We start from the raw sequence: 19699 nt of genomic DNA on the forward strand, positions 1-19699 counted from the left end.
CCCGACGTTTAAAGCGGTGCTAGTGTCCAGGACCGGTGTGCAGGACAGCAAGGAAGATTCTTCCGGTTTTATCGGATGGTCCGAACGGACAGAATGTGATGGCTCTCGGGTGCCGCATTTAGGCCGCGGGCTTCGAGTAAAAACTCAATGGGAGGCAGAGCTTCGACTGAAGAGACATGAATCCTTGCGAGAAGCTGGCGCTTCGATTCATTGGATAACAGATAGTTCCCGGCAGCCTCAAGCGACTCGGCACTGGTCGCACTCAGAAGAATCACGTGGCCGGTATGGTCGAGGTTCGGCAGGATTGCGATGCGAACGTAGTTTACGCTCAGGTTTCCATCCATATGAGGGCGATAAATGACAGCCTCGCCCGTGGTGGGATGGAGATTATGGACCTCTGGAGTCGATGGATCGTTTTGCTGGGGCACGATTCGAAAGTTGAAACGGCTCTCAAAAAGCTGTCCCCATGGATCGCTCCATGGGCCTCCAAGCAGGATGACATTTCCTTGATTCTGAAAGTCGCGAACAGAGACATCGTGCGGGTGCTTAATCACAAGCCGTCGGCCATCGAGCGCCTGCCTCATGTAGGCCGCAATGATGGCAGAGGAGACGTTGGTCTCATTGGTGCCGCTTGAGAATTGCTGCGCGTTGGCGAGACGTGGATCTGTACTATCGAGGAGCTTTTTGGTGTAAGTGCGGTGAATATAGTCCTCAAGACTAACCTGCATCCCGAAGATCTGACGGTAAGCCTGGAGATTCGCATCGACCGTGACCAGGGAGACGTCGGCCCCGGGCCGGAAAAGATCTCCTATGATGCCACTGGGGCGGGCCGAGAGATTGCGATAAGACCGGTATTGATAACCAATCACAAATCCTGAGATGAGAAGGAATGCGGCTGCAAGCCATTGCCAGGAGCGGATCCTTAGCTTTTTTAAGGGAGACACTTCGGTTTCAATGTCTCTCAAGGGAGGCTTGGGCTGTAGATCGGGGATGAGTGTCGTAGCGGCGGGGAGCTGAAGGGGAGCAAGTTCACGAGGAACGAAGGCGGGAATGTACTTTCCCTTGGGGATCACCAGGGCGACCGGATCGGCTACTCCCTCCGAGGAGTAGTACTCCTCCAGGCGAGTTCTCAGGTGCCGAACGGTAACTCTGACGATGTTGTCCTCGCTGGCGTTGTAGCCTGCCGGCTTATGGAACACAACCTGACCAATACTCTGTTCTGTGATGTCATCGCTTTTTCCCTCTTCCAGCATTCGAAGAAGATAGGCAAGCACAGCGCGAAGCCGTGGGGTCGCCGCGAAGGTTTGACTCTCCAGAAGCCGCCGCATCGTCTCTCGATGTTCGACGGGCGGCATTGCAGCGTCTGGTTCACTCAAAGGGGAAGGCATCTCTTATCGTTCAAGCAGGTTGCTCGTTGGCAATCTGGAATGTCCTCGTGAGGTCGGCCATGGTCTCTTATTCATCGCTTCTGAGCATTCCTTGTGGCCTCAAGACCATTTTGTAACTGTTAGGAAGCATATCGGTTGTGATGTTGAACCGTCCAGAGACCATTTCCCCGGGAAAAGAAATGTCGTTTTGGCAATTCTTAGAAGGGATAACCGGTTCCTTGACAAGAGGTTAGATGACCTCCCCGGGGAAAAAGCGCCTTTTTCTTTTGCTTCCCATTTTCAAACGTCGGACAAATTCATAAGGATTATCTGAACTTTTCCATCCGTCGATCTTCCGCACCGACCTTCGACACGAATCAACGGGGCGAGGATTGACCATTGCAGACTCTTTGGAGGTTCCAGGTGAGATTGAACGCTGCGCTAAGTTCCGCGAGGCCCGGTGTTGCCATGCTGAGACGGGCCAACCGGTTTTTTTATGGAGTTGCGTTGCTCGCGATCCTGACGGCCAGCACATGCAGTTTCTTGAGTGCTCAGGTATCTACGGGTGATGTTCTGGGAACAGTGACAGACTCCAGTGGTGCAGCTGTTCCGGGCGCAAAGGTCCATATCGAAAATACTGGAACCCACATCGTTCGAGAGACAACGTCGGGCGACAATGGCGCTTATGCCTTGACGCAGCTTCAGCCCGGAAACTACTCTCTCTCTGTCACGGCTCAGGGGTTTAAGACCTTCAGTAATCCCTCCCTCAGTCTGGTGGCCGGTGACCGTGCTCGAGTCGATGCTGCCCTGAGCATCGGCGGAAGCAATGAAACCATTGAAGTCATATCTCAGCCTTCCGCTCTTCAGACCGATAGTACAAACGTCGGCTCGACGATCGATTCCAAGGCCGTTGCTGATATTCCACTAAACGGCCGAAACATCTACGGTCTGGTGCAGGTCGCTCCGGGCGTAAATGCGGGAGCTCCTAACTCGCTGACCAGCGGCACCCGGCCGGACGACCGCCGGCAATCGAGTTCGGTTTCGGCAAACGGCCAGTACGAACTGGTGAACAATAACCTGATCGACGGCCTGGACAATAATGAACGCTTTAAGGGACTGATTTTGCTGCGGCCATCGGTTGAGGCTATTCAGACGGTGAAGGTGGACACCAACACCTACACCGCAGAAGTGGGCCGTACAGCCGGTGCTGCCATCACGATTCTCACTAAGTCGGGAACCAACCAGTTCCACGGTTCCCTTTATGAGTTCTTCCGTAACGACGTTACGGACGCGCGCAACTACTTTGCCCGGACCAGCGTTCTCCCTCACAAGCCTGAATTGCGACAGAACCAGTTTGGCGGCAGCATTGGTGGACCTATTCTAAGGAATAAGACGTTCTTCTTCGCTGATCTCGAAGAGTTCCGTCAGGTCGATGCCACAGGAACCGTCTATACTTCCACCGTCCCCACGGCCTACCAGATCGATCACCCGGGAGATCTTTCAGATGTTGGCGGCCCGGTCCTTTCCAGCGTGGATCCAACCGCATTGGCCTATTTCAAGCTGTATCCAAAGCCGAATCAGCTCGGGTCCAACTTCATATCAGGCACTACTGTCCCGACCAATAATTACCTCTATAACCCGGCTCGAACCCAGAACACCACGTTAGGCGATTTGCGCATCGATCACCACTTCACCGACCGGGATACTCTCTTTGGTCGTTATTCCTACAACAAGGTGAATACCTTTGTTCCAGGTCAGCTTCCTTCGGTGGGGAACATCGGTCCCGGTGGCCAGGCCGGTACTTATCCCGGTCTCTCCGAGATCACAACGCATAATGGGCAACTCGGCTACATCCATACGTTTACCCCCAACCTTCTTCTAGATCTGCGCACAGGCTACACGCTTTTTCTCGATCACGTGAACCAGCTCAACGCCGGGCAGAGTTTTAATACGGGCGGCGAATATAACATCCCGAATGCAAACGGTTGCATTGGGTGCGATGGTCTGGCCCCGGTCAATCCTGGTGGAGGCTGGACAGGACTCGGCGATGCCACATTCTTGCCGATTCTGCTCAACGAGAGCGCCTATCAATATGCAGGCACCGTCACTTGGGTTCACGGGACCCATACCGTTAAAGTTGGCGATGCACTCATCCGCAGGTTGGTCAGCAACCTGCAGCAGAACTATGGCAAGCCTGCGATCAGCTTCAATGGCGCCACACCGATCGCTGCCATAACGAACTTCTTTCACGGCCAGCCTTTCAACTACCAGCGTCAGGGACTCACACGCCGTCCGCACGTGCGCACGTGGGAGGAGAGTGCATTTATTCAGGACGACTGGCGAGCTCGTCCGAATCTGACTCTCAATCTTGGCCTGCGCTATGACCTCTTCACCGCGCCCAACGAGAAGGATGGCTACTTCAGCAACTTTGATCTCAATACGGCTACGCTGACGATCAACAGTACAGGTGGGGTGAAGACGAATCACACGAACTTTGCGCCACGCTTCGGCTTCGCTTATACCGTCACTCCTAATACGGTTCTTCGTGGTGGCTTTGGATTGAGCTTCTACGCCAACGATGTGCAAAATGCTTTTTACCTGCAGAATCCTCCCTACGCCTTTGCGACGGGCACACTGACATCAACCACTCCTGTCTCCGCAGGCGTCGTTGCGTTTCCTCCGTCAGTTTCTACAACGGCTCTAAGTGGTGCGGTGTGGGCCAAGCCATACAACTATAAAAATGCTTACGTAGAACAGTTCAATCTGCTGCTGCAGCGCGATTTCAGTGGCAATGTCATAACCATTGGCTATGTGGGGGAGCTAGGCCGCCATCTGAATACACAGATCCCGAACTATAATTTGCCGGCTCCCAGTGGAAGTGTCACTGTGCCTGCCTTGCGCTATGCAGCACAGCTTCCAAACGTCAACACGATTCAATACTTTGGCAGCTTCGCTATTTCGTCTTACCACTCGCTTCAGACAAGCTTTGAGCGACGGCTGAACCACGGCCTGACTCTCAACGCGAATTACACTCTCGCGCACGCCATCGATAATACGAACAACCAGGGCACGGAGGGCGATGGCGGTTATGGATTGCAACCTGCGATTGTAAGCCGCTACGATTACGGAAACTCCACCCTTGATGTGCGGCATCGCATCGCCATGACCGCAAACTATGCCATTCCATTCAAGAGCCGCAACCATCTCGCGACATCGATGCTGGGCGGCTGGCAGGTGAACGCTCTGGTCTTCTGGCAGACGGGAACCCCGTTTGCGATTACAAGCAGTGTGACGCAAAACGGGCGTGCCTACATCAATCTGCCCACCGTTACTTCAGACAGGCCGAATCGTGTGTCCGGCGTATCCCTCTACTCGTCGAGCCGTAGCGCTACAAATGGTTATCTCAACCCGGCAGCGTTCTCAAGACAACCCATCGGCACAGCCGGAAACGTAGGTCGGAATATTGTCTATGGTCCCCATCAGCGACGTGCGGATCTGTCGCTCTTCAAGACGGTTCCAATTCACGAGATGCTGGCGTTGCAGCTTCGCGCTGAATGCTTCAATATATCCAATACGCCTAACTTCGCGCAACCGGGAGGCACCATCAATAGTTATGGAACTCCAGACGCGAACGGAAACATCGTGGCGACGGGCGCCGGCAATTTCGGCATCAGTACCTCGACAGCTGCGGGCTCTGCGGCACGGCAATATCAGTTCGCGGCTAAGGTCACCTTCTAGCAGATCGAAGGCATAGTCCCGCACGATATTCGGGGGTGCCAAACATCCTATAACTTTCTTGAGGAATGATGAGTAAAGACCGTCGAATGTTTCTGAAGACCATGACTGCCTCCATTCTTACGCCTGGGATTATCAGCGTCCCCGGGCAAACGGAGTCAACAGCACGCAATCAGAAGCAGCGCGCGACGCCGTCACGGCCGAATGTTCTCTTGATGATCTGCGATGACCTCGGCTACGGAGACCTGGGCTGTTATGGCTCTTCCGTTCCGACGCCAAATCTGGATCGTCTTGCCGCAGAGGGGACGCGCTGCATGCACTATAACTCTGCTCATCCCATCTGCAGTGCATCGCGTGCCGCTCTCCTGACGGGACGATACGCACCACGGAGCCATACACCGGGTGCGCTGTTTCCTCACGCCGCTGTAGCAATGGCGAAAGAAGAGCAGACTCTCGCAAATCTCTTTAAAGATGCCGGCTATCGTACTCACGCGATCGGGAAGTGGCATCTGGGAGACGAACCAGGCTACACTCCGGTCGACCGTGGGTTCGACACCTTCTTTGGGGTTCCCTATAGCGATGATATGCAACCGTTGCCGCTGATCGGGAACACCACTGTTCTGGAGGCCGATACTGACCGGGACGAACTTACTCCCCGCTATACGGAGGAGGCAGTCAAAATTCTGGAGAAAGCGGGCGATCAACCCTTCTTTCTTTACTGCGCCTATTCTTATCCCCACGATCCAGCACGCGGCTCCAAAGCGTTCAAAGGCAGATCGCAGTTCGGGGATGTTGGCGATTCCATCGAAGAGATCGATTGGAGTGTGGGGAGGCTGCTCGACTCACTTGAGAAAAATGGCAAGACGAAAGACACAATCGTGATCTTTACCAGCGATCATGGACCCTGGTTTCAGGGCTCACCGGGAAAGACGCGTGGACGTAAAGGCTCCACCTTCGAAGGCGGAGTGCGTGTACCTTTTCTCATCCGCTGGCCCGGTCAGGTTCCATCGCCGATAATCTGTCAGGAGTGGATAAGCCACCTGAACATCCTGCCTACGCTTTCAGCATGGTGTGGGCTAAAACCCCCGCGGCTTCCGCTGGATGGCTTTGATGCATCGGCTGTATTCCTGCGGCGTGAAACTGCTCCAGCCAAGGCGGTGATCTACTTTACTCCCGTAGGAAATACGACCGTTCATTGTATTCGGATGAATGCCTGGAAGCTTCGTGTCGCTCAAAGCGATGGCCAGATCTACATCAATGATCGCCCTGGATCGAAAGGGAATTACCTCCTGGCAAAACCAGAGCTCTACAACCTCGATGCAGATCCCTTTGAAGCCTATGACGTAGCGAAGAAGTATCCAGAGATCGTTCAGCGACTGCAGGCGACGCTGACGGAGGAGATCATGACCTTTCCCCCGGAGGTCCAGCAGGCTTATGCATCTCTCAAAGAAAATGTTGCGAGTGTAACGACTCCTCCCGGAGCTGCACCCCGCGTGGTGAAGGGACCGTTGCCCGTCTGGGCATGGCAGCCGGAGGATCGCCGCTGAGAGCCTTTAAACGCTAAGCGTAAAGTCCTCAACCGCTCTTCCTGCCAGCCGTCATCTCGAAATCATGATTTAAGGAACACCTTATCGAAATAGCGGGCTGAAGCTACTTCCGATTGATCCGATAAAGGCAGAATTTACCGCCTGGCGGTATGTTCTGGATGATCCCTGAAGTACTGCAAGGACGCTAACAAATGAGCGCTCTCCTCATCGATATCGTTCGTCAGAATGCGAGGTAATTTCACCTTTCCACTCGGCGCGACAATGACTTCGTACAGCCACCCACCTGTGGTACTGTTTGAGCCATCCGCTTGAACACCGTAGGCTTTCGCGCTCGCGTGATCCGGATCAGAAAGCAAGGGAAAAGTGAGTCCATTCTTATCTGCCCAAGTGTGATTGCTCTCGGGTGAGGTCCGGCCGATGCCGACAATTGCAGCACTGAATGAACTGTAATTCCGCTGAATCGTCTCATATGCCATATCATAAATAAATCTCATTCCCTCACAGCTAAATAAGTCATCACTTGATAATGCATTCGTCAAAGCGAACGCTAAGTCCTGCTGGCATCACTTGACAGTGCGATCTCAGACAGGGAGTCGGCGTTCCGGTACAGGTGCACCGGGGCGAAAACAATCGAGGTGCATCACCGTGATCTCCTCCTTGAGGGGTCGGAGCTTTTCCTGTACCAAAGCCTGCACCTTTTCGGGCTCTCCCACCACGCGCAGGTTCAACAGCAGTTCGAACTCATTTGCAGGCGAAGCATCGAGGTTGCCTTCGAGCTCCGGCTCCTGTCCGTGGGCGGCGATGGCGGCTTTCACGAAGCCCGTCGGCCCGCTGACGATTGCTTTCAGGTGCGCAACAGGCATATCCGCATCATGCAACGCTTCCGCTACAGCATCCAAGAAAGGCCCGAGCAACATTGCCGGTGACCGGGCCTCATGTAACCTCAGTTCCGAGCGCAGATTCAACCATGCTAGCGCCGCCTCGGCCTTTGCATAGTGCTCGTAGTCGATCGTCAGCCCCCGCTCGCCTCCAGCCATCGCACCGCCGAGCACCTCATCCAGCCATGCTGCCATGCCCTGTCCGGTCCGCGCGCTGATCTGACGCACGTGGGCCGCATTCACCTCGGGATACGACGCGGACACATCCGACTTGGTAAAACAGACGACATCGGCCTCCTGAATCTGCTTCTCGAAGAGGAAGCGCATCGAGGGATCACCGTCGTCAGCGAGCAGCTCCCGAGCGCGCTCCGGATCGACGAGCACAGACAGCGGCGCGAGCCGAAAGCCGAAGTTCTTCTCCCAGCGAAGCTCGCGCAACGGCCGAATGACGGTAGCAGCAAGATCCGTGCAGCTTCCCACCGGCTCAGCGAAGATGACGTTCGGCGAGAACTCCTTGAGCTTCTCGATCTGCTCCACAAGGTCGAAGAGCCGGCAGCAGAAGCAGCCGCCGACGATCTCACCCGAGCGAACGCCGACGCTCGACGCATAGCGGCTGTCGACGAGATCATGCCCCTGATCGTTGAAGAGGGCCGCGACGCGCAGGCCGCGCTTGCTCAGTTCCTGCGCCGCAGAGAGGATCAGGGTCGTCTTACCTGCGGCGAGGAAGCCCCCCACGATGACGATCGCCATTTCGTGTTCGCCGCTCATGCCTTTACCTCGATCTCGATCCGCATCCCTTCAGGGATCGTAAGCGTCTCAGGAAAACGCAGCTCGATCCTTTGATCTTCCTGCTCTACGCGAAGCGGATAGGTCTTGGTGCCGAAACGTAGCCAGGCTTGCGCTGCCGGTCCAGCGACAATGCACGAGCCGCAGGGAAGCTTGCCGGAGATGACGTGGATTTTGAGCATCATGCCGTTCGCTTGTCCTTCCAGCGAAAATGTTCCCCATCCCGTGCCTGTCGACCAGAAACTACGAAAGGGGCGTGCTGGCAGTCGGGGCATTATCGTGAGGGCCGCACGATCGCCTGCGTAATGAAAGCCGCTCAGCATCACGATTGTCGACCACGACGACATCGCGCGCGCATAATGGTGTCCGCACTCCTCCTCATCCCATGGGTTGCGCTTCCTGCCGTCGTAGCGGGCACGCGCAGTGCTCACGACATGAATGCCTTCTTCGATCATGCCGACGTAGAATAGCAGCGACGCTACGAGATACTCCGTGCCGGTCCATGCTTCCGCGAAGTAGGGGAACGGAACACGCGGGCGCTCGCCTTTGCCGTAGTCGCAGACCATCACCGCGCCCTCCTCGTTGAGCGCATAGGTCCGCTGCACGCACTCATGGTCGACAAGCGTCGACTTGTAGTTGTAGCGGTAGATGGACTCCATCGTCGTGCGGATGTTGAGTGGGGAGACGAGAGTATCCAGGCCCGCGACAGCCGCGAGGTACTGGCCGATAAGCTGGTCGGCCAGACAGCCGGACCCAACCTGGAACTGAGGGTCTTTCGTGTCCTCGCCTCCCATGCCCGCGCGGAGCTGCGATGCAATCTCATCGGTTCCGTAGCCGCGTATCTGCTGGATATAGAACTCGCCTTGAAAGAGATGCTCATCAACCCAGCGCCTGCCCTTTTCGAAGATCGGGCGATAGAGCGAGGCCGCGGCGTCATCACCCAGTGCGTGGGCCATCTCCTCGGTGGCATGCAATGCGCCGAGATAATAGACGCTGCAGAATGGATTGGGGCCGAAGAATTCGATGTCGTAGGTGTTGTGCTGCACACCGGTGAGGACTCCTGTGCGTCCGGGGTCCCAGCCGTTTCTTATCCATGCAAATTCAATGGCCTTCCTGATGCGTGGCCACATCGCTTTCAGCCATTGCGTGTCACCGGAGAGCTTCCAGTCCATGTATGCGTGCAGGATCTGGCCCATCTGTCCATCGGCGGCAGCAGTATTGAAGCGCTCTTTTCCATCGGGCAGCAGTTGCCGAAAGCGCATGCCACCCTCTTCGTCCATGCTGTAGCCAAACGCGGCGCGGCGCAGCGACCGCGCGTAGGAAGGAAACAGATGTGCCGTTGCTGTCTCGTAGTTCCACACATGCGTGCAGTTTCCGAAGCAGCAGCCCAGGTGGTCGCTCGCTCCTTCGAAGCCGTGAAACTCACCGTCAGCAGTGCGGAAGCAGACGGTGGTGGCCAGCGTCGAGAGGTTCGCGCTGGCGGCATCCTTCACAGCGGCTGGCAGCGTACTCTCGGCGAATGCCTGAGCGAAGGCTCGCGTGCGCGACTCCAGCCGATCGAGGTGGTCGGCTGCGTACTGCGCCGCGTCCCATGCATCTTTGAAGCGCGAGCAGTAGTGGTTGCCGATGACCGTACTGCCTTCTCCTTTGGGCGCTGTCCAGCCGCACCAGTCCGGCGTGCGATGAGGAAAATGCCACGCCAGGATAAAGGCGAATGTGGCGGTCGAGTAGGGGGCGATGGACCGCTGCATACAAATCGCGCCCACCGTGCCGAAGTCTGCAGGCTCGTTCGTCAGCGCCCCGTGGAGGGAAAAGGCGTCCCAGAAGAACATCGGCGCGTTCCACCAGCGGGCCTTCGGCCATCCTCGCCAGTTCGTGTTGCGTGCCGCGGAGTCGCGCAACGCGGCCAGCACAAAAGTGCCTCGCATCGGATCGTCCGCTGCCAGTGCCGGATTGCTCATCGAGATTCCCTCGAGCGTCTCCGATGCACGGTGTTCGTTGGCGCGAGTGTCCGCTTTGGGGTTGGCACGGTCTGTCTGCTCGGGCTTCACCGGGTTATCGATGGAGAAAGCGATGCTGACCTCAGCTGTTGTCGGCCGCGGATTGTGCACGCGATACCGCAGGATGGCAACAGGAAGACCTGAGCCGTCGGGGTCGTGCGGGATAAACGGGCTGAAGGCCTCAAGCTCCACCTGCACGGGAAGCCGCGTATCGTGGAACCGGATTCGAGCAAGCGGATAGGCACCGATGAACTCAGCCTCGGCGAGTCGAGCGAGCCCCGGCGCGTTATTCGAGCCGAGTCCGTCCTGCCCGTCATACGGTGGCAGGATGCGTCCTTCGAGGACGCGAGCGATTGGCTTCTGCTTGCCGTACTGCACCCGTATCGACGGAAAACAATACGATGGTGCGAAGCCCTTGTTCGGGCGGTTGAAGATCTCCCAGTCACGAAGCTGCCCACGGCCGCCCAGGCTCAGGCTGCCTGCCGCAACGCCTCCGAGGGGAAAGGCGATGGTCTTCAGGTGCTCGCCGGTGAACGTGCGCGGAAAGTCGATCGCCTGAGACGCAGTTGAGGACTTGACTGCAGTGGCAATCGTTGCCGATGGCTGTAACTCCGCCTCAGCCGCCGAAGACCATGCGCCCATCTGTGCAGCCGTGCCGACGATGGCCGCCGTGCTCTTCAGAAATTCGCGACGCCCGAAGGAGTCCTTTCTCTTCATTTCGGTCAAGCCCTCCGACGATTAGAGATCGAGTGGAGAGGACACAATCTCTTCACTCCAACGACGACACAACGATATCAAGAAGGACCCGAGAGTGTACCTGCGAGCTTCCCGGTTCCACGCGGGTCCTGGTCCGCAACGGTCAGCCATTGCCCTGCGGCGGCAGGCACACCCAACGTCTGGAGAACGCCATCAGTAATCAGAACCGTATTAACCTGTTCGGGCTGCCCGAGTCCCGTAATGCTTCCAGTCCCCGGCTGCCATACGCCCACGGATTGGTGCGAGTAGCGGCAAGATCGGCTGGGTTGCGTACAGAGTCAGGAATGCGCAAGCCCCTGCCAGCATGACTATCCAGACAGGTGGATCGTCATGACGGATCTCTACGGCGCTCTCGGCCGCCGCTGCCGCTTCCGCTATACGGGACACCATGGTTTCCATTGTTGGGACCCACCCGGTCATATGTAAAATATTTATTTGGTCTGTTTGTGATATCTACTGAATATGGAACTTCGCCACCTGCGCTACTTTGTCGCTGTCGCTGAAGAACTGAGCTTCACCAGAGCGGCGCGCAAACTGCATATCGCACAGCCGCCTCTGAGCCAGCGAGTGCGCGCTCTCGAAGAGGAACTCGGGGCGAGGTTGTTGGACCGGACGCATCACCGCGTCGGAGCTTGGTTTCGATGTGAGGCAGTTGAAATAAGGCAATTCGTTTCCGCTCATCGTCAAAATCCCAATCTCCCGCCGCCGATATGTATCGGAAGGTAGTTAGGACATTTCAACCTTGCAGAAACCGGACATTCCTACTTTGCAGCTACAAATCAACCATACAGGCCTAGAATCAATGAGTTGGAATGGTTTCCTAAACGATAGCGTATCCATGGGGGAAGCCTATTGCTGTTGCTCTATCTTCCTACCCGTCGTGCGTGTCATCGCGTGTGCAGTCTCTGGCATGAGGGAATAATTCTTCGTTCCATGTGTTTAGATCTATGGCCCTTCGCCAAACTCGAACAGCGCAAGATCCACTTCGAATCGCAGCCGGCGTCGCATTTTCTGAGTACCGTTCGGTCGATACCTTGCGCGGAACTTAAAGCCCGTGCCAACATCCAAGTAACTATGAGTTCACAGGATGTTCCCGAGATTGGAGGCTCCGCAGTCTCTGACTCCGACCCCCTCGCAGTTCGTTTCAACTTCCTAAATACCTATGCGCGTTTGCCGGAACGCTTCTATGCACGCGTGAATCCAACGCTGGTAGCTGTCCCGAGTCTTGTGAAGATCAATGTGGAACTGGCCCGGTATCTGGGATTGGATCCGGATGCCCTGAAGAGTAGGCAGGGAGTCGAGATTCTGGCTGGTAATCGTGTCGCCGAGGGCTCCGAGCCCCTGGCGATGGCCTACGCCGGACATCAGTTCGGGCATTTTGTACCTCAGCTCGGCGATGGCCGTGCCAACCTGTTAGGCGAGGTAATTGCGGTTAACGGTGTGCGCTACGATATCCAACTCAAGGGATCTGGTCGGACACCCTTCTCTCGTGGCGGCGACGGGCGAGCCGTGCTCGGTCCGGTTTTGCGCGAGTATATCGTCAGCGAGGCCATGGCGGCGTTGGGTGTGCCAAGCACTCGGGCTCTCGCTGCCGTCACGACAGGGGAGCGCGTGTATCGCGAAACGATCTTGCCTGGAGCTGTGTTGACCAGGGTAGCGGCGAGCCATCTCCGCGTAGGAACCTTCCAGTACTTCGCTGCAAAAGGCGACACAGAAGGAACGCGACAGCTGGCAGACTATGCGATCGCCCGGCACTATCCAGGAGCATCGCAGGCTAAACAACCCTACCGGGCCCTGCTGGACGGCGTGATCGCCCGGCAATCAAACCTGGTTGCACAATGGATGCTCCTCGGCTTCATCCACGGCGTCATGAACACAGATAACACCTCCATCTCGGGAGAGACGATCGACTATGGTCCCTGTGCCTTCATGGAGGCATACGATCCTGCTACTGTCTTCAGCTCCATCGACCATCAGGGACGCTATGCCTATGCGAACCAACCTCGTGCCATGCTCTGGAATCTGACACGTCTGGCCGAAGCGCTGCTACCGGTTATGGCGGAAGAGGTAGGCGACGACGAAGCCGCACTAGAGTCGGCTAAAGAGGCGCTCTCAGCCTTTGATCCTCAATACGAGGCGGCTCGAAGTGCCGGTCTTCGCCGTAAACTAGGTCTTCTGACAGAACGTCAAGGCGATGCCGCATTGGTCGAAGATCTGTTGGAACGTATGGCGTCCAACCACGCCGACTTCACGTTGACCTTCCGACGACTGTGCGATGCAGCAGCAGACCCGCTAGGGGACAGGGAGGTGAGTAAGCTGTTCGATAACCCTGTCGCATATGACTCATGGGCTGCTGGGTGGCGCCACCGTCTTGAGGAAGAGTCCATTGCACCGCAATCACGCACGGAGATAATGCGGATGGCAAGTCCGGCATTCATCCCGCGCAACCACTTGGTGGAGGAGGCCCTCAGCGCCGCCACTGAGGGACAAGACTTCCAGCCGTTCGAGGAGATTGTGAATGTGGTATCGCGCCCATACAAGGATAGGTCGGAGTTGCTGCGCTATGCCACGCCAGCTAGCCCTGACGAGTATGTGAGTCATACTTTCTGCGGGACGTGAGGAGCGAGTCCGCAATGTATCTGTCACGCTGCACTCAATTCGCGGAATTTTGCGCGCAAGAGCCACCAGCCCGAACCTTCGGCACTGGGCAGCCCCGTTTGCATGCGCTCGATATACGCCAAATAGCGTGCAAATATTTACGCGAAATAACTTGCAAAGCAACACTTTTATGAGCCTTTAGCCTTTGACAATTGGATCAGCCTCCAACTCTGCTGTTCCGATATCCGTTCCGCGTATGTCAACCTCAACATCTCTCCCACCATCTGGCTGTCGCAGATACAGAACCTCAAGTACGATTCCTCGAAAGTCCCGAACTCCAGCCAGACCGACTTCGACGCCATGGTGGAACAGCTTTCCACCGAATTTCAATACGTCGCCCTCGTTCGAAACTTCCAGAATAACGTCGTCTCGCTCTATCAGGATCAGCAGGCCAACATATCTCTCCTTCTGCAGGAAGATTCAAATAAAGTTCTCCAGAATCTCAACGTCTCTCTCAGCACACCCGCAAAACCAGCATCCTGGATCGATATTCTCAATTCGGTACTCACCGTTGAAAGCTCACTCTTGGGCATCATCCCTGGGGGAGGTGGAGTGGGCCCGGTGACCAATGCCGTTCGTGCTGCGATCTCTCTCGGCACCGTTATCGCCTCCGAAAGTGGCTCTCATACCAACACTCCTACAGGCAGCCCGCTCAAAGCGATCGAAAACGAGGAGATTACGGCTTCTCAACTGGCAGCCACCGCTGCCAACGAGTTCTCTGCAACGCTCGTATCCGTCGGCGGCGAGTTCGATCGCGTTCGTCACTGACTGGGGGCGTCTCAAGGCGCTGGGAGCCCCGCTGAATGCAGGACAAGTCTCTTGGGATGGCAATTCCGCGGGCAGGCTGTTAGCAGCCTTCGATCGCCTGTACCAGAGAGAGCTCTATACCAAGCTCTTCCAAGCCAACAACGTCGTCCAGTACATGCCCTACACAGGCGATACGCACAATGTCATCGAAAACGCTGACAACGGCGCCGGAACAGATTGCGATCTTCGTAGCTACTTCAAGCAATACCGCTCTTTCCTCTGGTATCCCAATGGCCTGCCTAATACGGACACGCGGGACCCAAACAATCAGCCCCCACCCAATTTTCCATATGAGTATCAATGGGGCACCTATGCCCCGGTCTACACCTCTTATCAGAACGAAGGTTGCGTTGGAAATTCACACGACTACACCAATACCTTCGGCCTCTTTAGCCCACTCGACCCCGGTAATGCAGACGCTCTCGGCGCCTATCCCTTTTGGATATATACCCGGAAGAACTGGGCCATTGTCTACAACAACAGACTCACCCCCTGCTACGAAGCCAGCTGCTAACAATAGGTTCGACATCAGGCCTTCATTAAAGGAGCCAGAATAGCTAATCTAGGAGTGATCGTTTAGATGCTTTCTCTCCTCCGCAACTTAGAAGAACTACTGGGATCGGCGAGTGACGCGCCAAGACTGTTCCACAGATGCAGTGAGAGCCACAGTGGATCGATGTACGAACGGGGCAGGGAACAGCCATCGACTTCCAGTACATCTTCCTATCACTTCGATCTCGCGAGCGGCCGAGAAAAGGTCAGGCAGAGAGTGCTCTTTGGCGGGGCGACGGCATACGGCTCAGTGAGCTGTGCGGGCGGAATGTGGAAGTCGCCTGACCGCTGTGGATAGATGACGTAGGTCTGCGTGATGCCGAACCATGTTCCTCCATGGATCTGCGTGTTGGAGTTTTCAGAACGATCCTGGGGGAGGGCACCGATCGCGTTCTCCATTCGAACTCGGGGAACGTTGCGACTAGCTCCGCCAAAACCACATCTCCTCGATACGTCCAGTCGTACGGGGGATGGATTCGAAGTGAATCGAAATAGAAAGTATTAAAGCCGGGCTTCCATGTAGGTCGTTTTCATGCTGTCCTCTCTCAAAGTGTTCTTCCCGCAAAACGGGGGTTTTGGGAGACTACCACCGAACTTGCCGATAACCCGACTTTGCGCGCACTAAAGCCGAGAGTGCAGGCGAACAGCTTGGAGCAAACGCTATCTTGATTCTCTCTTGGAGAGGCGCTGCAGTCGCTCCGTTCACTATCGTAGCAAGAGTAAAGACAGATCTAGAAATCGATTCTACCCGCGAACTGAATATCACGCGAGGAGTTGGACACGCCGGAGATTAGGCCGAAGTTGGCATTGCCTACGACCGAGTTGGGCGCGGAGAAACGGACGTTGTTGGTGAGATTAAAGATGTCGGCTTGGAATGTGCAGCTCAACCTCTCGGTGATGTCAAACTTCCGGCGCAGGCTAACATCCGTATCGTCGCCACCGGATGCGCGAAGGCCATAGGGATACGTGCGCGGCGAGTTGCCGAGAGTGTATGCAGGATAGCTTCCTGAGGATTTGCCCGTCACTCCATCTGTCATGCCGGTACCGGAACCGGCCGTGAGAAAAGCGGTTGGTTCGAAGTAACGGGTGGTTGTGGCGACGTTATAGAGAGAAGCCCCGTAACCGCCGTTGATACGGGCAGAACCCGAGAAGTTCGGATTGAGGCTCGGCATGCAGGTTCCCGAGAAAGGTTGCACGCAGCCGGTAGTCGTCGGAACGATCGGATATCCGGAGGTATAGCGGTAAATTCCCGAGATCGCGTAGTTCTTGATAAGCGCATTAAGGAAGCGATTGCCGTTGCCCTTACCGAAGGGTTCTTCCCAGACCGCATACGCGGAGAGGTTGGACGGCTGATCGGTCGTCGACAAAGACCATTCTCGAAGAGAGTTGTATCCGTAAGCTGTGCGCCCGGTGCCCGTATTGTCATACAGCTTGGAGTAGGTGTAGTTGATGGTGTAGGTAAGTCCATGCAGAGACTTCTGAACGAACGAGATCTGCAGCGAGTTATAGTTGGACATACCAACATCCCCCCAGACATCCGACCACCCGTTGTACTGCGGAAAGGGCCGCAGTGACTGTCCAATCGTTGCGGATGGCGAGTAGTTGGGATAGGGCAGCTTGAATCCGGGAAAGGCCTTTTGCACGGCAACGACGTTGGCCGGGGTGGCCGGCAGGTTAAGCGTGCTGGCCAGGGAATAGTACTGAGGGTCAAGCTGATTGGACTTGTATCCGTTTCCGATCCCCGTAGCCAGGAAGCGTCCATTGCTGCCTGAGTAGTCAACGTTGATGACACCCTGCTTGAAGATCTGGCGCTGGATGCCAAAGTTGAAGTTCTCGTAGTAAGGGGCGCGCCGGCTGTAATACGGATCGGCATAACTGACGCCGTTGGGGGCGCCGGTATAACCGGTTGTGGTCGTGTAGCCGGTGCCGAAGGCCGCTGAGGGAGTGGCTAACGCATACGACGGCATCGCATAGCCGTTGGCCGATGTCAAATAGAGGCCCGGCGTAAGGCCGCCGTCCGGTGTTGCAATGGACAGGCCGCCTGAAAAGCCGAGCTGTCCGGTGCCTTGACGACCGCCGCCGCGTCCACCCACGCCGCCGGCATGAGTATAGGCAATGCTGAAGGCTCCGCGAACCACTGTCTTTTCATCGACCGAATAGGCAAACCCGAGATGGGGACCGAAGTTCTTGTACCAGGGTCGAACCGGGCTAGTGCAGTTGCAGGTTCCAGGACCAGTACCGGCGAAGTTGAGTGCGCCTGGAGTTCCAGTTATCGGGTTGATGGCCGTGGGATCAATAAACGAGAGACGATTCTGAACCTCGCGGAAGGGTGAATAGAGGTCCCAGCGGAGCCCGAGATTGAGTGTAAGTTTCTTGGAGACCCGGAAGTCGTCTTGAAAGAATGGGGAAAAGGTGTAGTAACGTGCCCCGGTGGTGATCGCCTGACGGGAATCCGAGATGCTTCCGCCATCGACGGCGCCGATCAGAAAGCTGGCGTAGGAAGCGCCCGTAGCTGTATTCAGCGTAGTCCCGGATTTAAAGGTCGCGGTCTCGTTGTTGGAGAAGTTGAGGTTGAGGTAGGTTCCCCCGGTCAGGGAGGTGTCATTGTCATTAAGCCACTGGTACTGGCCTCCCCAACTCATTGAGTGCCTGCCCTTGATGTATTGCATGGATTCGTAAAGCAGATACGTGGTTCCGTACTCAGAGTTGCCTTGATTGTTAGAGTTTGCGGTCCCGCCCAGAGATGCAGGTGCATTGGTTCCATTGAATCCGAAGCGCGGAGCAGCATCCGAGGCCTGGCCGGAGGGAAGATTGGCGATGCCGGATCCACTGGCGGCCCATTGGGGCCCCTCGCCGGGATTCGTGGAAACGCCGCCGCCACGGCTGATGCCGTACTTCAACTGATTAATCCAGTGATCCGTGATCGAGTAGGTGTCTTCGATAATCCCTAGCAGCTGATACTGGGTGTTGCCCACTGTCGCTGTGAAAGGTTGGGGCAGACCGCTGGAATCACAACAGGCGGGATTCGCGGCGCGGTTGCCGTACATTACGAGGAAGCTGATCCGGTTGCGGTTGGAAACGTCCCAGTCGAGCTTGTTGCTGTATTTGATGTAGTTGAAACCGGTGTTGAATCCGCCCAAATAATTGTTTACAAGGTTGCCGTTTGTCGGTTTTGGAATGAACTGCTGATAAAACTTGGCAACCTGAGTAAAACGTGAGGGCGGGATAACATTGGGTTGCCCGTTATAGCTGAACTGCTGCCGCGTGCAGGTTCGTTCGGAGCACACCGTTGTGGTGGGGTCATAGATGGGAGCCAGAGCAGTGAAGTCGCCGTTACGCTCCGCCTCCGTTGGAACCGAGACCAGACTGGGGTTGGAGCCTCGTAGATACCGCTGGGCGTCGTATGAAAAGAAGAAGAAGAGCTTGTTGCGTAGGATCGGACCGCCGAAAGTTCCTCCGAATTCGTTCTGGCGTTCCACGGGTTTGATGGCAGTTCCTGTAACCGGATTGATCTGGTTCTTTGGAGCCCATCCCCAGGTGTCCAGCACCGTGTTGCGGAAGAACTCAAAGGCTCGCCCATGGAACTTATTAGTCCCCGACTTCAAGGTATAGTTAGCGAAACCCTGCCCTTGGTACTGGGCAGATGCTCCCGCAGTTTGCACCTGAAACTGGTCCACGGCGTCCACCGAAGCTCCGCGGTTGACGCTGGCATTATTGCCCTGGACGGCAGGGTCGGTAATAGCGAGACCTTCGACATAAGTTTCGTTATGGTAGCTTTGGCCGCCGTTGTACTGGCCATAGTGGCCGTCGCTGACAACGCCGGGCGTGAGATAGACGAAGGCGGTAGGATCGCGCGGAGCCCCGCCCATATTCAGCGGAAGAGCCTGATACGTTTCGTTTTCCATCGTGGTACCAAGCGTGGCGTTAGTCGTGTTCAACGGAGGCGGCGTAGCTGTGATGGTGACGGTGTCCGTGCTTGTGCCGATGTGCAGCGTGATGTTGAGGCCAAAAACCTGCAAAGCATCAAGGGAGATGTTCTTCTGAGTGTAGAGTTGGAAGCCCGGAGCTGTCACGGTAAGGGTGTAGATGCCTGGCTTCAGTTGAGGCATGGAGTAGAAGCCCGCCGCAGTCGACTTCTGGTTCGTCGTTTCGCCGGTAGTCTCGAGAACAGCTGTGATTTGCGCGGACGGAACGACGGCTCCCGTCGGATCGGATATCGTGCCTTGGATCGTGCCCCGTCCGCTCAATTGAGCCACAAGCGAGGTAGTCGAAAGCAAAGAAAGGACTAAAAACAGGGTGGGATACAACTTGGGGAAGCTTCGCACAAGGACTCCGAAATTGTTGATTGGTCGCCGCGCTTTGAAGGGAGAGGCGGTCTTTTTTCGCGCCCACATTCATATCCGAGCACTGCCTTGCAAGTCAAGAATAATTTCAGATTGGAAACAAAGAGTTGAATTGCCGGCAAAGGAAAACTCAAAACAAGGAGTTATAAAAAGGTCTTCCGGGCGAAGTGTCGTGTCTACATCACTTAAAACACAGAGAACCTTTTTCCCTATTAGCGCAAAAACCCAAAGCAGCGGTTGACTGCATCGCTGTCTATTCGTTATGTTCCT

At 56.0% G+C, this 19699-nt stretch carries 13 protein-coding genes; 6 read left to right on the forward strand and 7 right to left on the reverse strand.

Annotation, left to right across the window (positions count from 1 at the left end):
- Positions 1 to 68: 68 nt before the first annotated feature.
- Positions 69 to 1376, reverse strand: a complete 1308-nt coding sequence (locus AC5S26_RS27935) for a hypothetical protein (RefSeq protein ID WP_494188235.1) — start codon at positions 1374 to 1376, stop codon at positions 69 to 71.
- 414 nt (positions 1377 to 1790) lie between these two features.
- On the opposite strand from AC5S26_RS27935, the gene AC5S26_RS27940 reads away from it, so the two are divergent.
- Entirely contained in the window at positions 1791 to 5105 is a 3315-nt protein-coding gene (locus AC5S26_RS27940; protein WP_494188236.1) for a TonB-dependent receptor domain-containing protein, read from the forward strand.
- Between the two features lie 86 nt (positions 5106 to 5191).
- A complete protein-coding gene (locus tag AC5S26_RS27945; protein WP_494188237.1) occupies positions 5192 to 6649 on the forward strand; it encodes a sulfatase-like hydrolase/transferase in 1458 nt (485 codons plus the stop codon).
- 134 nt (positions 6650 to 6783) lie between these two features.
- Here AC5S26_RS27945 and AC5S26_RS27950 read toward each other — a convergent pair whose 3' ends face one another.
- From AC5S26_RS27950 to AC5S26_RS27965, 4 genes are all read right to left on the reverse strand, one after another.
- The gene (locus AC5S26_RS27950; RefSeq protein WP_494188259.1) at positions 6784 to 7143 is read right to left on the reverse strand and encodes a redoxin domain-containing protein; all 360 of its coding nucleotides are present in this window, start codon (positions 7141 to 7143) and stop codon (positions 6784 to 6786) included.
- 87 nt (positions 7144 to 7230) lie between these two features.
- A complete protein-coding gene (locus tag AC5S26_RS27955) occupies positions 7231 to 8295 on the reverse strand; it encodes a GTP-binding protein (RefSeq protein ID WP_494188238.1) in 1065 nt (354 codons plus the stop codon).
- Positions 8292 to 11030, reverse strand: coding sequence for a GH116 family glycosyl-hydrolase (locus AC5S26_RS27960; RefSeq protein WP_494188239.1), 2739 nt, complete (start codon positions 11028 to 11030; stop codon positions 8292 to 8294). The genes AC5S26_RS27955 and AC5S26_RS27960 overlap by 4 nt, the downstream gene beginning before the upstream one ends.
- A 77-nt stretch (positions 11031 to 11107) precedes the next feature.
- Positions 11108 to 11302 (reverse strand): hypothetical protein, encoded by a 195-nt coding sequence (locus AC5S26_RS27965; protein WP_494188240.1) that lies wholly within the window; start codon positions 11300 to 11302, stop codon positions 11108 to 11110.
- Positions 11303 to 11531: 229 nt separating this feature from the next.
- Here AC5S26_RS27965 and AC5S26_RS27970 point away from each other — a divergent pair, with 229 nt between their 5' ends.
- From AC5S26_RS27970 to AC5S26_RS27985, 4 genes are all read left to right on the forward strand, one after another.
- Positions 11532 to 11795 (forward strand): LysR family transcriptional regulator, encoded by a 264-nt coding sequence (locus tag AC5S26_RS27970; RefSeq protein WP_494188241.1) that lies wholly within the window; start codon positions 11532 to 11534, stop codon positions 11793 to 11795.
- A gap of 348 nt (positions 11796 to 12143) precedes the next feature.
- The gene (locus AC5S26_RS27975) at positions 12144 to 13688 is read left to right on the forward strand and encodes a protein adenylyltransferase SelO (protein ID WP_494188242.1); all 1545 of its coding nucleotides are present in this window, start codon (positions 12144 to 12146) and stop codon (positions 13686 to 13688) included.
- 339 nt (positions 13689 to 14027) lie between these two features.
- On the forward strand, positions 14028 to 14495 hold the full coding sequence (locus AC5S26_RS27980) for a hypothetical protein (protein ID WP_494188243.1): 468 nt from the start codon (positions 14028 to 14030) through the stop codon (positions 14493 to 14495).
- A gap of 154 nt (positions 14496 to 14649) precedes the next feature.
- Positions 14650 to 15048: a hypothetical protein gene (locus tag AC5S26_RS27985; protein ID WP_494188244.1), complete on the forward strand. Its 399-nt coding sequence runs from the start codon at positions 14650 to 14652 to the stop codon at positions 15046 to 15048.
- 212 nt (positions 15049 to 15260) lie between these two features.
- On the opposite strand, the gene AC5S26_RS27990 is transcribed toward AC5S26_RS27985, so the two are convergent.
- Both AC5S26_RS27990 and AC5S26_RS27995 read right to left on the reverse strand, forming a co-directional pair.
- Positions 15261 to 15485 (reverse strand): BatD family protein, encoded by a 225-nt coding sequence (locus AC5S26_RS27990; protein ID WP_494188245.1) that lies wholly within the window; start codon positions 15483 to 15485, stop codon positions 15261 to 15263.
- A gap of 332 nt (positions 15486 to 15817) precedes the next feature.
- Complete coding sequence (locus tag AC5S26_RS27995) at positions 15818 to 19411, reverse strand: carboxypeptidase-like regulatory domain-containing protein (protein ID WP_494188246.1); 3594 nt, start codon at positions 19409 to 19411, stop codon at positions 15818 to 15820.
- Positions 19412 to 19699: the final 288 nt, after the last annotated feature.

Source organism: Edaphobacter sp. FHG110511_03 (genome assembly GCF_059115365.1).

Excerpts from the sequence above, each read along its gene's own strand:
- AC5S26_RS27950 (WP_494188259.1), bottom strand. The coding sequence starts at position 7,143 with ATGAGATTTATTTATGATATGGCATATGAGACGATTCAGCGGAATTAC.
- AC5S26_RS27955 (WP_494188238.1), bottom strand. The coding sequence starts at position 8,295 with ATGAGCGGCGAACACGAAATGGCGATCGTCATCGTGGGGGGCTTCCTC.
- AC5S26_RS27980 (WP_494188243.1), top strand. The coding sequence starts at position 14,028 with ATGGTGGAACAGCTTTCCACCGAATTTCAATACGTCGCCCTCGTTCGA.
- AC5S26_RS27990 (WP_494188245.1), bottom strand. The coding sequence starts at position 15,485 with ATGGAGAACGCGATCGGTGCCCTCCCCCAGGATCGTTCTGAAAACTCC.
- AC5S26_RS27970 (WP_494188241.1), top strand. The coding sequence starts at position 11,532 with ATGGAACTTCGCCACCTGCGCTACTTTGTCGCTGTCGCTGAAGAACTG.
- AC5S26_RS27960 (WP_494188239.1), bottom strand. The coding sequence starts at position 11,030 with ATGAAGAGAAAGGACTCCTTCGGGCGTCGCGAATTTCTGAAGAGCACG.
- AC5S26_RS27985 (WP_494188244.1), top strand. The coding sequence starts at position 14,650 with ATGCCCTACACAGGCGATACGCACAATGTCATCGAAAACGCTGACAAC.
- AC5S26_RS27945 (WP_494188237.1), top strand. The coding sequence starts at position 5,192 with ATGTTTCTGAAGACCATGACTGCCTCCATTCTTACGCCTGGGATTATC.
- AC5S26_RS27975 (WP_494188242.1), top strand. The coding sequence starts at position 12,144 with ATGAGTTCACAGGATGTTCCCGAGATTGGAGGCTCCGCAGTCTCTGAC.